At 58.4% G+C, this 18,682-nt stretch carries 4 protein-coding genes; all 4 read left to right on the top strand.

The features are described 5' to 3' along the window. Positions 1-312 precede the first annotated feature (312 nt). The 4 genes from ACH6EH_RS13280 (at position 313) to ACH6EH_RS13265 (ending at position 18,671) form a co-directional block, all read left to right on the top strand. Positions 313-10,869 (top strand): amino acid adenylation domain-containing protein, encoded by a 10,557-nt coding sequence (locus tag ACH6EH_RS13280; RefSeq protein WP_397332663.1) that lies wholly within the window; start codon positions 313-315, stop codon positions 10,867-10,869. A 19-nt stretch (positions 10,870-10,888) separates the two neighbouring features. Continuing rightward, positions 10,889-14,047 carry a type I polyketide synthase gene (locus tag ACH6EH_RS13275; protein ID WP_397332662.1) on the top strand — a complete coding sequence of 1,053 codons (3,159 nt, stop codon included), beginning with the start codon at positions 10,889-10,891 and terminating at the stop codon, positions 14,045-14,047. Beyond that, positions 14,047-14,562, top strand: coding sequence for a GNAT family N-acetyltransferase (locus ACH6EH_RS13270; protein WP_397332687.1), 516 nt, complete (start codon positions 14,047-14,049; stop codon positions 14,560-14,562). The genes ACH6EH_RS13275 and ACH6EH_RS13270 overlap by 1 nt, the downstream gene beginning before the upstream one ends. A gap of 71 nt (positions 14,563-14,633) precedes the next feature. Beyond that, positions 14,634-18,671 (top strand): non-ribosomal peptide synthetase, encoded by a 4,038-nt coding sequence (locus ACH6EH_RS13265; protein WP_397332661.1) that lies wholly within the window; start codon positions 14,634-14,636, stop codon positions 18,669-18,671. Positions 18,672-18,682 lie beyond the last annotated feature (11 nt).

The following is an 18,682-nucleotide window of genomic DNA, read 5'->3' as shown; positions in this document are numbered from 1 at the left end:
AAAAACGCTTTACTGAGCGTTTACAATGAAAAAATATATTACATGTTTTGTAATATCGGCTAATAAGTAGTTGAAATAAGGAAGAATGTGTATTATGATTCAGAAAACAAGCTTATTTTTCAATACTTACATGACAGGTCAATTATTTGTACATAATGTATGATTTTATTCGAATTCCCAATGACCCCACTGCCTGCTGCTGATGCGAATGAATAATCAGGTATGTTCAAGAGAGTGAACCCTTCATGAGAGGGATTACGCTGAGAAGAGAGCAGGATGCTTTTTCTTTTCTCAGGCGGGAGGAGAATGAATATGCTTCATACGATGAAAGAGATGAACACGTTAACAGACCTGTTGTCCTGGCGCGCGGTCCATCAGGGAAGCCGGGAGGCTTACCGCATGATGACCGAGCATGGTGAGGATACGGTAATGACGTACAGCGAGCTGGATGCCCGCGCCCGTGCACTGGCAGGCTGGTTTGCTCTTCACGGTGCCGAAGGTCAGCGCGCACTCCTGCTGTATCCGCCGGGACTGGACTATATTGCTGCTTTTTTTGGCTGTATGTATGCAGGCGTTGTCGCTGTACCTGCGTATCCGCCGCGTCTGAATGCCCACCTCCTTCGTGTAACCTCGATTATTGATGATTGTGATGCCAGCTTTGCGCTGACCGACACCCCTACCTTATCCCGTCTTCAAACCAAGCTGCCAGAACATCCTGTCCTTCAGCGCCTGACATGGTCGGTGACAGAGGACTGGGCAGGTGAGAACGGAGCAGAATCTCCTCAGCTCGTATTAAAGAATAAGCCGCAGCTTGCTTTTCTCCAGTACACATCCGGCTCTACTGCAGCACCGAAGGGTGTTATGCTGAGCCACCTCAACATTTTGCACAACCTTCAACTGATTCAAGAAGCCTTCCAGTTAAATGAAGACGACCGAAGTGTGATCTGGCTTCCACCCTATCATGATATGGGTCTGATTGGCGGCATTTTGCAGCCGCTGTATACCGGCTTTCCGGTAACCCTGATGACGCCTGCTCACTTTATCCAGCGTCCCTTGCACTGGCTGCAAGCTATATCCGACCGTCAAGCTACGGTTAGCGGGGGCTCCAACTTTGCCTTTGAGCATTGCCTCAAAAAGATTGCTCCACAAGCCCGGGAGCAGCTTGATTTAAGCCGCTGGGTCTGTGCCTTCACAGGGTCAGAGCCGATTCAGGAGGAGACGCTGCGGCGTTTTGCGGATGGATTTCAAATGAGCGGCTTTGCCTATTCCTCCTTCTACCCGTGCTACGGCCTGGCAGAGTCCACACTGTTCGTGTCCGGAGCAGCGCGCGGCAAAGGTCCGGTGAAGAAGCAGGTGGAACGCAATGCGCTCGAAGAAGGCGTCATAGAGACGGCAACGCCCTTATCTGCCGGTCAGCGCAGCTTGATCAGCTCCGGAACGGTCTTAAGTAAAGACCCGTCTGTAGTCATTGTCCACCCGGAGTCTGCGGCCAGACAAGCCCCGGGAAAGATCGGTGAGATCTGGGTATCCGGGCAGAGCGTGGCCCAGGGATATTGGAGGCGGCAGGAGCAGACGGCAGCAACCTTTAATGCGTACCTTTCAGACACGGGGGAAGGCCCGTTCCTTCGTACAGGCGATCTGGGCTTTGTAGATGCCGGAGAGCTCTACATTACAGGCCGTATGAAGGATCTGATTATTATAAGGGGCCGCAATTATTACCCTCAGGATATTGAATATGCTATAGCTGACAGTCATCCGGCGGTAAGCTCTGGCAATGCAGCCGCGTTCCCGGTAGAGATAGAGGGAGAAGAAAGGCTGGTCGTCGTATGCGAGCTGGAGCGGGCTCAGCGCAGAAGTGACCCCGATGAGGTGTTTATGGCGATCCGGCAAGCGGTCTCGACCGGCTTCGAGCTGCAGGTCTATGATATGGTGCTGGTCAAGCCGGCATCCATCCATAAAACCTCCAGTGGTAAAATTCAGCGCAGCCTGTGCAAGCAAGCTTATCTGAATCAGAGCCTGGATATTGCGGCGGCTTATCTAAAGCCTCAAGCTGCGTCCGGACCCGATATGAATGCCAGCTGGGACCAAGCTGAGGAGGCTGGACTACGCTGGAGAAGTGATGGAGAAGAGGACGAGGTCACGGGGTTTTTAGTGGAGCAGATCACCCAATTGCTCAAAGGGACGGCCCCTCCGCTGGAGCTTCCGCTTCCGGCGCTCGGGCTGGACTCCATCCATGTGCTGGAGCTCAAAGCTCGCATTGAAGACGCATTTCAGCTGGAGCTGGAACTGGACCGACTGCTGGAAGGGCCGACAGTGAAGAAGCTGGCGGCGTTGATCCGGCAGGAGGCGGCTGGCGGAAGGCCATCGCTGGAGAAACGCACTGAAGAAGGAGGGCATCTTACAGAGTTTCCGCTATCTTCGGGACAGCGCGCCTTATGGTTTCTGCAAAAACTGCAACCCGGCAGCCGCATGTATTTCATTACCCGAACCTTTCGTCTGCCAGGGCAGTTTGAAGAGAGAGCTTTCTTCCAAGCGATGAAGGTGATGCAGCAGCGCCATTCTCTCCTCCGGGCTGTCATTGTGGAAAGTAACGGCGATCCGTTGCTGAAGATAAGGGAGCAGATAGAGCTTCCACTGTCAAGGCACGATACCCGCGGCTGGAGTGAGAAGCAGCGTCTGGAGTGGGTCACGGGTCAAGCCGCGAAGCCATTCCTTCTGGACCAGGAGCCTTTATTTCGTATAGGGCTACTCCTTGGAGAGCCGGGAGAAACCCTGTTAACCTTCACCTTTCATCACCTGATCAGCGATTTCTGGTCGTTTGCGATGATTGCAAAAGAGCTGGGACAGCTGTACGCCGCCATGAGCACTGGTGCACCAGTCGCATTAGGAGAAGCCGGGAACTCTTACGGCAGCTTCTGGCTGCGGCAGCAGCAGCGGCTGCAAGATAAAGGCGAGCTGCTGAATGCGTACTGGCATGATCATCTGGCGGGACTGGAGCCGATGCTGCTAGAGCATTCGCCGCCAGAAGCATCGGAGCCGGCGAAGAACGGCAAGGGAGAGAAAATCTATTTTGCGCTTCCGGCTGAGTTAACGACCAGGCTGCGGCAGCTGGCGAAGGATAACGGAGTGACGCTCTATACCTGCCTGCTCGCGGCCATGTTCACGATGCTTCACCGGGGATTATCCCAGGAGGAGGCAGCGATTGGCAGTCCCACCTCGGGACGGCTGCAGCATCAGGATCGCGAAACGGTTGGTTATTTTGTCAATCCGGTCGTGCTCCGAAATTCATTTGTGCCACAGGAGTCGTTCCGAAGCCTCCTGCTTCGGGTGCATGAGACCGTTACAGGGGCGCTGAAGCATCAGGAGTATCCGTTCTCGCACATTGTCGAGCGGCTGCACACCCGGCGGACCCAGGGAAATCCGCTGTTCAATGTGATGTTTACGCTGCATGCTCCGGTGCTGGGACAGGAGGAGCTGGCTGCCGCTGCCGTAGGAATTCCAGGAGCGAGGCTTACGCTTGGCGGGCTGGAGCTGGAGCTGATGGATGTGGCACCTAGTCATCCGCAGTTCGATTTGTCGATCGTGATGGGACAGGCAGGGGAAGAACTGCTGGGTTGTATGGAGTACGACACCGCCCGCTTGCGGCGGGAGACGGCCCATTCTTTCTCGGCGCTGCTTCTGAAGGTAGTGGAGAGCGCTGTGCAGGACCCGGAGCAGGCAGTGTCCCGTCTGGAGCTGCTCAGTGAGGAAGAGCGCCGCCGGCAGCTGGAGGAGTGGAACCCTGCGAGCGGCGAGGGCGAGCCTGAGGAGGTGCTGCTCCGCATAGAGCAGCAGGCTGCAGCAACACCGGGGCAGACTGCCGTAAGGTCCGGGGGTGGCAGCCTGAGCTATGGAGAGCTGAACGGACAGGCCAACCGCCTTGCCCGGAGGCTCATCGCGCAGGGGGTCCGGCGCGGAGACCGGATCGGGGTATGCCTGGACCGCAGTCGCGAGCTGGTGGTCAGCCTGCTCGCCGTGCTGAAGGCCGGCGGCGTGTATGTGCCGCTCGATCCGGTATTGCCGCAGGAGCGGCTGGCGTACATGCTGGAGCAGGCGGGCGTGAGCGTGCTGCTGACGAAGCAGGCGTTGATTGAAGTGGCAGGGAAGGCGGTACAGGCGGTTGGCGGGATCGGCAGCGAGACGCCTAGCCAAACGCCTAGCGAGCAGGGCGTAGCCTCTCCCATTGTGCTGCTAAGTGTGGATGGGCTGGAGGAAGAGCTGCAGTCGCAGGACAGCGGGAACCTGGGGCTTCCGGTGGAGCCGGAGCAGCTGATGTATATCATCTTTACCTCAGGCTCTACCGGCCGGCCCAAGGGAGCGAGTGTGTACCGAAGCGGGTTCGCCCGGCTGATGCAGTGGTACACACAGGAGTTTCAGATGAACGCAGCCGATCACGTGCTGCTTATCACCTCGCCAAGCTTTGACCTGACGCAAAAAAATCTGTTCGCTCCGCTGATGACCGGCGGGGAGCTGGTGCTGCTGCCGTCCGGGCTGTACGATCCGCGCGAGGTGAATGAGCTTCTCGAGCGCCACCGCATCACGCTGCTGAATGGAACGCCGAGTGCCTTCTACCCGCTGCTGGACGAAGCGGCGGAGAGCGGCTACGCTCAGCTGCGCAGCCTGCGGCATGTATTTCTGGGCGGCGAGCCGATCGCCCCGGACCGGCTGCTCCCGTGGAGCGAGTCCGGAGCCTGCCAGGCAGAGATCGTAAATACCTACGGACCGACCGAATGCACAGATGTCACGGTGTACACCCGGCTGCCGGATCTGCGTTCCTTGGAGCCGGGGGCCGTGCCAATTGGCCGTCCAACTCCGGGTACGCAGCTGTACATTCTGAATGAAGGACTGGGGCTGGTGCCCATCGGGGTACCGGGTGAACTATGCATCGCCGGGGGACAGGTCGGCGGCGGGTATGTAGGAGACGAGCTGAAGACCGCCGAGAAATTTGTAGACCATCCGTACGGCGAAGGGCACTCTTCTAAGCTGTACCGGACCGGCGATCTGGCGAAGTACAGGCCGGACGGGACGGTGGTCTATCTGGGACGCATGGACCACCAGGTGAAGATTAGAGGATACCGGATTGAGCTGGGCGAGATTGAAGCCGCATTGCGGGAGTGCAGCGGCGTCAAGGAAGCAGTGGTCGTGGCCCGAGCCGATGAAGCTGGGGAGAACCGGCTGATTGCGTACGTAGTGCCGGGAGATGCAAATCCGGCAGCTGCGCAGACGGGAGGTATCACCGAAGCGGCTGCAGAAAGGGCCACAGAAGCGACCGCAGAAACGGCTGCAGCCCAACCTGCTGCAGCTTCCGCTGACAGACCTCCAGCGGAGCTGCAGCGGGCCTGGCGGACCGCATTGCAGCAGCGGCTGCCGGAGTACATGGTGCCGGGAGCATTCATCCTGCTGGATGAAATGCCGCTGTCTCCAAACGGCAAGGTGGACCGCCGGGGACTGCCGGACCCGGGAGCCTGGAAGGCACCGGGTGCAGACTATGTCGCTCCACGAACCCCGCTGGAGCAGGGTATGGCTGAAGTGTGGGCAGAGGTGCTGGGGGTGGACCGGGTCGGGGTTCACGATCACTTTTTTGAATTGGGAGGTCATTCGTTATCCGCGATGAGCCTGCTAAGCCGCATGAAGAGTAAGCTAGGGCGTGAGTGGACACTGGCTGAGCTGTTTGACCTGCCGACCATTTCCGGATTGACATCGCAGCAGACAGAAGAAGCGGCACCGAGCCTTGCGCCTATTCCGGCAGCAGCGGAGCGAGCGTACTACCCGCTGTCCCCCGCCCAGAAAAGATTGTATGTGCTCCATGAGCTGGAGCCGGAATCTACGCGGTATAACATGCCTCTTATGCTGGAGTTGTCCGGGACTCTGGATCTGGACCGCTTTACACATGCCTGGGAGCAGCTGGCGGAACGTCATGAAAGTCTGAGAACCTCCTTCCGCATGGTAAACAATGAGCCGTTTCAGCATATTGAGCCCACCGTAGAGCTGGAGCTAAAGCTGCTGCAGGGGGTTACAGAGATGGAAGCAAAGCGCCTGATCTCCTCCTGGATTCAGCCATTCGATATCCAGCGTGCCCCGCTGTTTCGGGTATCGGCGATCGAGCTGGATCACGGGCAAAGCCGCATTTTGTTTGATATGCATCACATCATCTCAGACGGGGTATCCGTGTCCCAGCTGACTCATGAGTTCATGAGAGCTTATGAACAACAGCCGCTTACGCCGCTGCGTTTGCAATATAAGGATTACACAATGTGGTACCTGGAGCAGCTGGATACCCCTGCAATGAAGGCCAGTGAGGCCTTCTGGCTGGATCATCTTCGCGGGTATGATTACAGCCAAGGCGGGAGGAGCGACACCGTCTCAGCATCGTTAAACTCATTAACGAATAACGAACTTAATAATTCAAATAACAATTCATTAACAACATTAATAAAAGCTTCACATACCCACACAGGAGAGGTCCGGAGTATAAATGTGTCTGCCGAAATCACAGCAGGTCTCCGTGAGCTGGCTTCACGCACCCGCAGCACCTTGTTTATGGTATTCCTGAGCGCCTGCACTGCGTGGCTGTCTGCATGTACATCGCGGGAGGAGGTCGTAGTGGGCACGGTTGCCGCAAACCGAAACCACCCCGACACGAATAACGTCATCGGCATGTTCGCCAACACGCTGCCTTTGCGCAGCAGGGTAGACCGGCGTTTGACCGCCCTTCAATACCTGGAGCAGGTTCGCTGCATGACCATGGAGGCATTGAAGCACGCGGCGTATCCTTTTGAGGAGATGGTCCGCAAGCTTAACGTTAAACGAGGTTCGGGTCAAAATCCGCTGTTTGATACCTTGTTCGTCATGCAAAACACAGCATCTGAGGAGCTTCATCTGGACGGACAGCCGCTGCGACAGTGCAGACTGGAGCAAGGCATCGCCAAATTTCATCTGACGGTAGAGGCCGTAGAGGTGAAGGACGGATTCACTCTCTACATGGAGTACAACACTGCTGCCTTCAGCGCAGAAGCCGTGGAAGACATGGGTGAGCAGCTGCTGCAGCGGCTGCAGCTCCTGGCCTGGCAGCCGCAGCTCACCCTGCAGGAGCTGGATGAGCTATGCGCTTCGGGGAAGGGATATCCTCCTGCAGGGCCTAGCCTTGGGACAGCGCCGGCTTTCTCTGCAGCAAAGATTGACTCTGATCGGTCCAGCTCTAGCCCGCAGTCTGCGGATCCCCTGGAATCACCGGCTCCCCGGACGTCCACGGAGAAGGAAATCGCAGAGATTTGGCAGGAGGTGTTGAGAACAGCTCCAATCGGAATTCATGATGATTTTTTCGACATAGGGGGACATTCAATTCTGGCAGCGCAAGTGGCATCTCGGATCCGGTCGGCCTTTGAGATTCAATTTTCGCTTCGCACCCTGTTTGAGCATCCTACAGTCTATGGCATTGCGACATTGCTTGAGAAGTCCCGGCAAATCGCGCCGGAAACGATCTTCTCCGCAAACGCTGCTGACGCTCCTGTAATAGCAAGAGTAACTCGGGAGGGAGGAGTGCCGCTATCCTTTGCACAGCAGCGCCTGTGGTTTCTGGACCGGCTGTCGCCGGGAAGCGCGGCATATAACATTTTCGGTGCTGTCAGCATGAGCGGACCACTGGATAAAGCCTGCTTGGCCCGTGCCCTGGAGCGGCTGATTGCGCGTCACGAAGCCTTAAGGACAACCTTTCATCTGGAAGGTGAGCCGATTCAGCGCGTATCGGCAGCCTCCTCCTTCACGCTCCGAATAAAGGATTTGCAGTCAGGGTCTATGGAGCAGCGCCAAGCTGAAGCCGAGCGGCTGGCGGCACAGGAAATGGATCAGTCCTTTGATCTGGAGCGCGGACCGCTGTTATCCGTGCTGCTGCTCCAGCTGAAGGAGCAGGAATATCATCTGCTCATCACGATGCATCACATCATTTCCGACGCTTGGTCGATTGGCATTTTCGTTCGCGAGCTGGGCCAGCTGTACCGGGAAGCCCGATATCATCTGCCGCCGGGCCTGTCCGAGCTGAAAGTACAGTATGCCGATTATGCGGCTTGGCAAAATGAGGCGATCAGCCAGGACGAATGGACTCGTCAGCAGAGCTACTGGATGAGGCAGCTGGGCGGGGAGTTACCCGTACTGGAGCTGCCGGCAGACTATCCAAGGCCGGAGCGGCCGGGCTACCGCGGAGGGCGGGTGAAGCAGCGGGTTGCACCGCAGGTGCAGCAGCAGCTTCAGGAGCTGTGCCGCACGGGACAGGCTACGCTGTTCATGGCACTGCTGTCTGCCTTTGCCGTGCTCTTGAAGCGACTGAGCCAGCAGGAGGATTTCGTCATCGGCTCGCCGATTGCGGGACGGAGCCAGGCCGAGACCGAGCCGCTGATCGGCTGCTTCCTGAATACGCTCGCGCTGCGGCTGGACGTTTCGGGCGACCCAACCTTCACCCAGCTGCTTCGCCGAACCAGGGCTGTATGTCTGGACGCGTACAGCCATCAGGATATTCCGTTTGAAAAGCTGGTGGAGCTGGTGCAGCCGGAGCGGCATATCAGCCGCAACCCGATCTTTGACGTCATGATTAATCATGTGAATACGCCAGGGTATGAGGCGGAATTGATGGAGATGCAGATATCACCTCTGGAGCTCGGTGAGCCGCAGGCCAAATTTGCACTCACCCTCTATATTCATGAACGTGATGACGGGCTGGAGCTGGAATTCGTGTATCAGAAGGACCTGTACAGTGCTGCCCGAATGCAGGAGCTGGCCGCCCAGTATGTGCATCTGCTGAGCCAGCTGTCCATGAACCCGGAAGCGGTCATCTCCTCTTGTTCACTGGTTACCCCGCGGAGCCTCTCGCTGCTGCCGAATCCCGCGGAGCCTTTGGAGGAGCCAAGATTTCCGGCAGTTACGGAGCTGCTGGAGGCGGTCATCGCCCGTCAGCCGGCATCACCTGCCATCTCGCACAGACAGAAACAGTGGACTTACGGAGAGCTGGGAGAAGCGGTGGAGCAGCTGGCCGCAAGGCTTCTGGAGGAAGGGCTGCAGCGGGGAGAAGCCGTCGCTCTGACCGGCCGGCGAAGCTTCGGACTGGTTGCAGCCATGTTAGGTGTTATGAAGGCGGGAGGGGTTCTGCTGACCATCGGCCCCGGCACTTTGCCGGAGCGTGGCAAGGGCATGCTGGCTCTGGCGGGCGCACGCCGATGGATAGATGTCGGCAGCGAAAACCGTGAAGAGCGGTGGCTTCGGGAGGAGGCATGGATCCATCTGTACCTCCTGCAAGAAAACGGCATCCTGGCAGCGGCTGAAGGAGCCCCTGCATCTGTACCGCCGGGAGCAGCATCCCCAGAGGTCTGGCCGACGCTGCAGCCGGACGACCCGGCTTACATCTTCTTCACTTCAGGCACGACGGGCCGTCCCAAAGGGATTCTCGGCTGTCATAAAGGCCTGTCTCATTTCCTGACCTGGCAGCGGGGGACGTTTGGCATCGGTCCCGGAGACCGAGCCGCGCAGCTGACCGGGCTTGCCTTTGACGTCGTGCTGCGGGATATCCTCACGCCGCTGATCTCAGGGGCAGTGCTCTGCCTGCCGGATGAGGAGAGAGATGTGTCTGCGGCAGCCATCCTGCCCTGGATGGACAAGAACCGGATCACGATTCTGCATACCGTCCCATCCTTGGCGCAATCCTGGCTGGGACAAGGGCAGTCTCGCCCGCTGACTGCGCTCAGAGCTGTGTTTTTTGCCGGGGAGCCGTTGCCGGGCTTTCTGATCCGGGACTGGCGGGACGCTTTCGGCAGCTCCGCCGAAATCATCAACCTGTACGGTCCGACAGAAACGACACTTGCGAAGTGCTTTTACCGCGTTCCGGCACAAGGCAGTCTGCCGCCGGTTCAGCCGGTCGGCTCTCCGCTCCCTCAGACGCAGCTGCTCGTGCTAGGTCCTGACCGCAGGCTGTGCGGCATTGGAGAAATGGGGGAGCTCGTCATCCGCACGCCATTCAGGACGCTGGGCTACCTGAGCGCGGAAGATCAGGAGCAAGGGCGGTTCACAAGCAGCCCGTTCACTCATGAGGAGCAGGACCTGCTGTATTTCAGTGGAGATCTGGGACATTATTTGCCGGATGGGAGCCTTCAGATTGCAGGCCGGCGTGATGATCAGGTGAAGATCCGGGGCATGCGCGTGGAGCTCGGCGAGATCCAGAGCGTCCTCGCCGGGTACGAAGGGGTGCAGGAAGTGGCGATCGCCGCGTGCCCTGCTCCTGACGGCGGCAAAAGGCTCGCAGCGTACTACGTATCCGCACCGGAAGGCGTATCGCTAGCAGAGCTGCGCTCCTACGCCCGAAGCCGGCTGCCAGGCTATATGGTGCCTGGCGCCTTCATTCCGCTGAAAGAGCTGCCGCTCACGCCGAACGGCAAGATCGACCGCGCCCGGCTGCCTGATCCTGCTGAAGCTTTTGACCGCAATGCCTCTGCCTTAAGCTATAGCGCGCCGCAAGATAGTCTTGAGCAGATGCTGGAGGGCATCTGGTGCCGGCTGCTGGGCGTGGAGCGGGTGGGAAGATATGATAACTTTTTTGATCTTGGCGGCCATTCACTGCTGCTGCTTCAGGCCAAGACACAGCTGTCTGACGCGCTGGGCAGAGATATCCCGGTCGTGGAGCTATTTCAATATCCAACGCTTTCTTCGCTGGCAGCACATCTGAAGCAAGACAGTGAGCCGGCTGCAGCAACCGGCGAAGTCCACCGCCATCGGGCGGACATGCGGCAGCAGTCGCTGGAGCAGCGCCGTCAGGCAAGGCTCAAAGGCGGCCGTCATCGCAATACCTAATACGTGGAGGTGTGTGTCCATGCAGGAAATGAACGGAACCGAAATTGCTGTTGTCGGCATGAACTGCCGTTTTCCGGGGGCTTCCAATGTGGAAGCATTCTGGAGCAATCTGGTGGAGGGAACAGATAGCATTGTTTTTTTCAGTGATGAAGAGCTGGAGCAGGCAGGCGTTAAAAAAGACGTCTACAAGCGCCCCAATTATGTTCGGGCGGGGTCGATCATTGAGGATACGGATCAGTTTGATGCGGCATTCTTCGGCATGACACCTAGAGAGGCGGAAATTCTGGACCCGCAGCAGCGGCTGTTTCTGGAGAAGGGCTGGGAGGCGCTGGAGCTTGCCGGATATACGCCGGAGAAATACAGCGGACGCATCGGTGTCTTCGCCGGCGTCTTCAGTAGCAGCTACCTGTTTCAGCTGTACTCGGAGCCCGGTCTCGTGGATTCGGTGGGAGAGCTCGCCATCCGGCACGGTAATGAGAAGGATTACTTGGCGACCCGGATGTCCTACAAGCTCAACCTGAAGGGACCGAGCGTCAGTGTACAGACCTCTTGCTCCACCTCGCTCGTGGCCGTCCATTTCGCGGTTCAGAGCCTGCTCGGCGGGGAATGTGACATGGCTTTGGCAGGCGGCGTATCCATCGTGGCCCAGCAAAAGACAGGCTACCTCCACCAGGAAGGGGATGTCCTGGCTTCGGACGGACACTGCCGTCCCTTTGATGCCAAGGCAAGCGGGACGATCTTCGGTAACGGTGTCGGCGTGGTCGTCCTGAAACGTCTGGAGGATGCCCTGCAGGAAGGGGATACCGTGTACGCGGTCATTAAGGGCAGCGCGATCAACAATGACGGCTCTGACAAGGTCAGCTTCACGGCGCCGAGCGTCAATGGCCAGGCGGAGGTCATTCTGGACGCACAGGCGATGGCCGGCGTGCTTCCAAGCACGATCGGAATGATCGAGGCCCATGGAACCGGGACGCCGCTGGGAGATCCCATCGAGATTGCGGCGCTGAGCCGCGTATTCCGTATGGACACGGAGCAGAAAGGCTTCTGTGCCATTGGCTCTGTCAAATCCAACATCGGCCATCTGGGCGCCGCATCCGGTGTCGCAGGGCTGATCAAGACGGTGCTCTCACTGCATCATGGGGTGATTCCGCCGAGCCTGCATTTCGAGCAGCCGAACCCGAATATTGATTTTGCGCAAAGCCCGTTTGTTGTAAATACGAAGGCGCGGACTTGGGAGCAGCCAGAAGGCTTCCCTCGCCGCGCGGGTGTCAGCAGCTTCGGCATGGGTGGTACGAACGCCCATGTCGTGCTGGAGGAGAGCCCGGCAGTCAAGGCAGCGGCCGGGGTCGCTCCGGCTGCCGAGCTGCTGGTGTTGTCCGCGCTGAGCGAAGATGCACTGGAGCAGGCCGCGGACCAGCTGCAGCAGCATCTGGAGCAGCACCCTGACCTTTCGCTGGCGGATGTCGCATTTACGCTGCAGGAAGGGCGAAAAGAGTTTCCTTACCGCATGGCCTTCAGTGCCGGCTCTATGGCAGAGGCGGCTGAGCAGTTGAAGCAGCGAAGCGGGAAGCTGCATGCGCGTCATGCCGCTGCTCCGAAGCGGCTGGGATTTCTGTTCCCGGGCCAGGGCTCGCAATATATTGGCATGGTTCGCGGGCTGTATGAGAGCGAGCCCGTCTTCCGCGAAGCCGTCGACACCTGCTGTGAGCGGCTGCAGCCGAGGCTGGGCTTGGATCTGAGGACGCTGTGGTGGAATGAACAGGATGCCGATGCAGCCTCCCGGCTGCAGGAAACATCGGTGGCCCAGCCGAGTCTGTTCATTGTTCAGTATGCGATGGCCAAGCAGCTGGAGGCGTGGGGCTTGACCCCGGCATGCATGCTCGGTCACAGCATTGGCGAGTACACCGCGGCTTGTCTTGCCGGAGTCTTCACACTGGAGGATGCACTGGAGCTCGTCGCTGAACGGGGCAGGCTGATGCAGAGCATGCCGCCGGGGGTCATGATGTCAGTACATCTGCCAGAGTCAAAGACTCGGGAGCATCTCTTCGGCTCCTTGTCGGTCGCTGCCGTGAACGCACCGGAGATTACGGTGGTGGCCGGGAATAAAGAGGATATGGAGCGCCTTCGTGACGAGCTTCGTCAGGAAGGCATTGAAGCCTATCTCCTCCATACGTCTCATGCCTTCCACTCGTCGATGATGGACCCCGTGATCGAGCCCTTTACGGCGACAGTCTCACGCATCACCCTGCATGCTCCGCAGATCCCGTACATATCTAATGTAACGGGGAGCTGGATTCAGCCGGAACAGGTCATGGATCCCGGCTATTGGGGGGAGCATGTAAGGCAGAGCGTCCGGTTTGCAGAAGGCGCAAGCGCCCTGATGTCAGACCCAGGTCTGCTGCTGGTAGAGATTGGACCGGGTCATGTGCTCAGCGGCCTGATGAGTCAGCAGGGGCCGCAGACCCGGACACCGTCCGCCGTTCCGCTCATCCGCCATCCCAAGGATCGCCAGGAGGACCGGGGATTTCTGCTGCAGGCACTTGGCCGACTGTGGTGTGAGGGTGTTGCCGTGAAGTGGAGCGATGTGCATCCGGATCGAATCGCAAGGCGGATTGCGCTTCCGACCTATCCGTTTCAGCGTAAGCGCTACTGGATTGGACAGGGCAGCCTGAGCTTCTTGCAATCCGGGCAGGAGGTCGCGTCTGCAACTGCAGCCGGCTCATCCGCGTCCTCTTATCCGACGGACAAAGGCGAAGTGGACAGCGCACCGGGTGTCACGGAGCCGTCGGCACCGGCTGCTGCCGCGGCGCTTGATAAAAGCCCCGAGGGTGTGCTGGAAGAGGTGCGGGGGATCTGGGAGGACCTGTTCGGCATTTCTCCGATCGGCCTGGATGATGATTTCTTTACATTGGGCGGCAATTCCATGCTGGCGATTCAGCTGATGACCCGTATCCGCAATGCCTATGATATAGAGCTGCAGCTGGAAAATATGTTCGATGAGCCGACAATCCGCGGCTTGGCCAGACAGGTGATCGAGGCGCTGCCGGATACAAAGGGGAGTCAAGAGGAGGAAGCAGCAGAGCTGGAGGCGCTGCTGAAGGAGCTGGAAGGACAGTCTCTGGACGACATCCAGAGAGAACTCGACAAATTGAAGGCCGAAGGAGTCAAGCAGTCATGATCAGCAACCTGCAATGTGTAGAGGTCAAGGAGCTGAGTGCCCCGCTGCTGCAGAGCCTGAGTGAACTGCTCGCAGCTGTCGTGGAGGACGGAGCCTCCGTAGGCTTTATGCCCCCGCTCAGCCTGGCAAGTGCTGAATCTTATTGGAGGAAGGTGCCGGGTGAGGACGTCCTGCTATGGGTGGCCATGGATCAGGAGGCCGTGTGCGGAACGGTCCAGCTGCATTTGTCTATGAAGGAGAATGGACTGCACCGGGCCGAGGTGGCGAAGCTGATGGTGCATCCGGATCATCGGCAAAAAGGCATCGGAAGAGCTTTAATGAAGGCAGCCGAGGCCGGTGCTGTCAGAGAAGGGCGAAGCCTGCTCGTGCTCGACACGCGGCAGGGAGACCCTTCCAATCTGCTGTACCGGTCGGAAGGTTATATCGAGGCGGGTACGATTCCCCGCTTTGCATTGTCCAGTCATGGAAGCCTGGACGCGACGGTCTTTTATTACAAGGAAATTTCGAGGAATTAACCTTTGCCGTGAACCACAAAGCCATGCCAAAACCAATTAGGCGCTGGAGCTCCTATGAAAGGGTGGAAACATTGAAAACTGATATCGTGCTAGAGCGCGTCTCCCGGAAACAGCCGCTGCCGCTCTCGGTGGAGCAGTACAGACTATGGTTTCTCAGCCAGCTGGAACCGTCCAGCATTCATTTCAATATTAATGCGGCTTTCCGCATGCAGGGAGAGCTGGCTGAGGAGCTGTTTGAGCAAAGCCTGAACGGCATTGTTGCCCGCCATGAATCGCTCCGCACGGTTTTCGAGGTCCGGGAAAGTGTGCCGGAGCAAGTCATTCGGGAACGGGTGTTTATTCCGATAGACTTGGTTGATCTGTCCATGCTGCCCAAGGAGGAGCAGGAGGCTCGTGCGGTGGAGCTTATGAATGAAGAGATTCAGAAGCCCTTCTCACTGGAGACCGGCCCGCTTCTGCGGGCTGCCCTGTTCCGTTTGTCGGAGCAGGAACGAATCCTGTTGTTTACGATTCATCATATCGTCGCCGACTTTGGCTCTTTAGGCAAAATCGTGCAGGAGCTGTGTCAGTTTTACACCGCCTATATCGAAGGGCGGGCACCGGAGCTGGCTCCGCTTCCGCTGCATTTTGCAGATTACGCCTACTGGCAGGCTGCGCGGGTCAAGGAGAACGCTTATGACCGGCAGCTGAGCTACTGGCGGGACAAGCTGGGCGGAGAGCTTCCGGTGCTCAATATGCCGCTGGACCGTCCCCGTCCTCCAGTCATGACTCACGATGGAGAACGCAGGCGCATCACGCTGTCCCGGGAGCTGACCGAAGGCGTCAAACAGCTGAGCCGCAGCTCCGGGGTAACGCTCTTCAATACGCTGCTGGCTGCATATCATGTGCTGCTGTACCGCTATAGCGGACAGGAGGATTTGTGCATCGGGACATCGATCAGCACCCGAAGTCAGCCGGAGCTGCAGGATATGATCGGAATGCTGGTGAACAATCTGGTGCTGCGGATGGATGTATCCGGGAATCCTTCCTTCACAGACGTCCTGAAGCTGTCCCGCAAGACGTGCTTCGCTGCCTTTGCCCATCAGGATGTTCCGTACGAAAAGCTGATCGACGAGCTGCAGAGCGAGCGGGACCGGAGCCGCAATCCATTTTTCCAGACGATGCTTACCTTTCTGCATGCGCCGCCTCTGGATGTTCATGCACTTCCCGGGTTGACCATCCGGCGGTTTGATTTTACGAAGAAGCCCAGTGCGCTGGAGCTTTCCTTCACCATTACAGAGAATGATGGAGTGCTGGAAGCGGTCATGGACTATAACAGTGATCTGTTCCGTGCAGACACCATCGGCCGGATGCTGGAGCATTTCCGTCAGCTGCTGGAAGCTGCGGTGGAGGACCCCGGCCGGGGCATCAACGAGCTGCCAATGCTGTCAGACCGTGAAAGGCACACTATTCTTCAGAAATGGAGCGGGGCGAGTGCCAGAACGGCCCCTCCGGAGGGTACCGTGCAGGAGCTGTTTACCCGCCAGGCTATGCTGACGCCGGACGCCACAGCTCTGATCTACCGGGATCAGTCCCTAACGTACCGCGAGCTGGAGGAGCGGTCAAACCAGCTGGCCCATGCTTTGCTGAACAGAGCAGGCGGAGGTGAAGCTCCCCTGGAACGCGTTGCCGTCTGCCTGGAACGGTCCATCGAATGGATTGTGACGCTGCTCGGGGTGATGAAGGCGGGCTGTGCGTATATTCCGCTGGATCCCTCCTATCCGTCGGAACGCCTGGAATATATGCTCCGGCATGCCAGGGCCGATGCTCTTATTGCAGATCAAGGACTGCTTGCCGCCTCCGAGAGGCTTACGGATCAGGGCTGCCGGGTCATTCCGCTCTCCGCTCTATGGGATGAGCTGAGCCTGCAGCCCGTGACTCCTGTCAGCCCTGCGTCGAATTCGGACCTGATGTACATCATGTACACCTCGGGATCCACCGGGAAGCCGAAGGGCGTCATGGTTACCCACCGGAATGTGGCCAGCCACTGCGTCCAGGCTATGTTGAAATTTCAGCTGCAGGCTGGAGACCGTGTCCTCCAGTTCACTTCGGTCGGCTTCGATGTGGCGGTGCAGGAAATATTCCCGGCGCTGCTGTCAGGAGCTGCGCTCGTGCTGTGGAAGGACAAGCATATTGCCGAGGGCGGAGAATTCCTGGCGTGGCTGGAGAAGGAGAAAGTCAGTGTTCTGAATGTGACAACGGCCCACTGGGGCAATCTCGTGACAGATCTCAAGAACGGAGCGGCGACCATTCCCGGCAGCCTGAAGCTGGTCATCGTCGGGGGGGAGAAGGTGGCTTATGACACCTATCAGGTGTGGAGCCGGATCACTGCGGGGAAGGTGCGCTGGATTAACGATTATGGCCTAACGGAAACGACGATCACGGCCGCGATGTTTGAGCCGCCGGCGGGCTGGACGAGTGACACGGAGCTGATGCCAGTAGGGCGGCCGCTGGGCAATACGACGATGTATATCCTGAATGACAGCATGGAGCCGGTGCCGCCGGGCGTGTACGGGGAGCTTTATATTGGCGGAGACGGCATTGCAAAAGGCTACTGGGATCAGGAGGAGCTGAGCAAGGAGCGGTTCATCCCGAGTCCATTCCCTGCAAGCAGCGGAGAGATCCTGTTCCGGACGGGGGACCTCGCCCGCTTCCTGCCGGATGGACTTGTGGAATTTATGGGCCGCCGGGACCATCAGATCAAGATACGGGGATTCCGCGTGGAGCCGGGAGAGATTGAGGCGCAGCTGTCACAGTATGGCAAGCTGTCGCAATATGTGGTCGTGCCTCGTATGGGACCGGGTGGGGAGTACAGCCTGGCAGCCTACATTGTGCTGAACGAGCCGACGGTGACCGTCGGAGAGCTGCGTCGTTTTCTGCAGAACAGGCTGCCGGAGTACATGGTGCCCTCCTATTATGTGGTGCTGAGCGAGATTCCGCTGACCGTTCATGGCAAGGTGGACACAGCAGCCCTGCCCAAGCCGGAGCGGCATGCCAGAGAGGAACGGGACTACGTGGCACCGAGGACGCCGGCCGAGGCGCGGGCAGCCGACATCTGGGCCGGGGTGCTGGGCATGTCCGCAGTGAGCATCACCGACAGCTTTTTTGAAATCGGGGGCAATTCACTGCTGGCCACCCAGGTGATGTCCCAGGTGAAAGGACAGTGGGGCGGCTCGGTTCCGCTAAGGCTTCTGTTCGAATATCCGGTGCTTGCCGATTGGGCAGAGCAGCTGGACCGGTATATGGCCTCGGAGGGGACAGGGAGCAGGGAAGAGGAAGGCTGTCTGGTCAAAATCCAGCAAAAAGGCGAGAAAACGCCGCTGTTTTTCTTTCATCCGGTCGGCGGCAGCATCAGCTGCTACTTCACACTTTCGCGTCAGCTGGGAAAGGCCCAGCCCTTCTATGCCTTCCAAAGCCATGGCATGATTGGGTCATCAGACGTGCCACAGACCATTGAGGAGATGGCGGAGGCTTATGTCAGCGAGATCCTCTCGGTGCAGCCGAAAGGTCCTTACCGCCTCGGCGGATGGTCCATGGGCGGCTTTATCGCCTACGAGGCAGCACGCAGGCTGAAGGCAGCCGGAGAGGAGGTCGTACAGCTCGCCCTGATTGACAGCGATCTGTCCAAGAGAAGCGATGCCACCGAGGAAATGGTGATGTATCACTTCATCAAACAGCTGGCTGCCGTTCCGGGCCATCATATTTCTGATGATATGCTGCGTTCCTGGCAGGCCCAGAGCCTGGACCGGGAAGAATTATGCGCGGAGCTGCAGGCTCTGGACCTGCTGCCGCCGGGAACACCCGTGGAGGAGCTGAACCGTCTGTTCGCCGTCTATCTGGGCACAGTGCATGCCTTTCAGGCGTATCAGCCCGGACTTACTCCGAAGCTTGACGTGGAGCAGGTGCAGCTGTTCCGCGCTGCGGATTCGCAAGAGCAGGAGGGCGTATGGAGCCGCCTGGTCAGCCATCTCACATTACACCAGGTGCAAGCCGATCATTTCTCTATTGTTCATCACGAGGATCTTGGCCGATGGATTGATATTCCAAAAAATCTGTTACCCCTGGGATAGGAGGGAAGCGT

It is taken from the genome of Paenibacillus sp. JSM ZJ436 (assembly GCF_044383795.1).
Lineage (GTDB): Bacteria > Bacillota > Bacilli > Paenibacillales > Paenibacillaceae > Paenibacillus_AQ > Paenibacillus_AQ algicola.
This window is presented reverse-complemented; position numbering and strand designations above follow the sequence as displayed.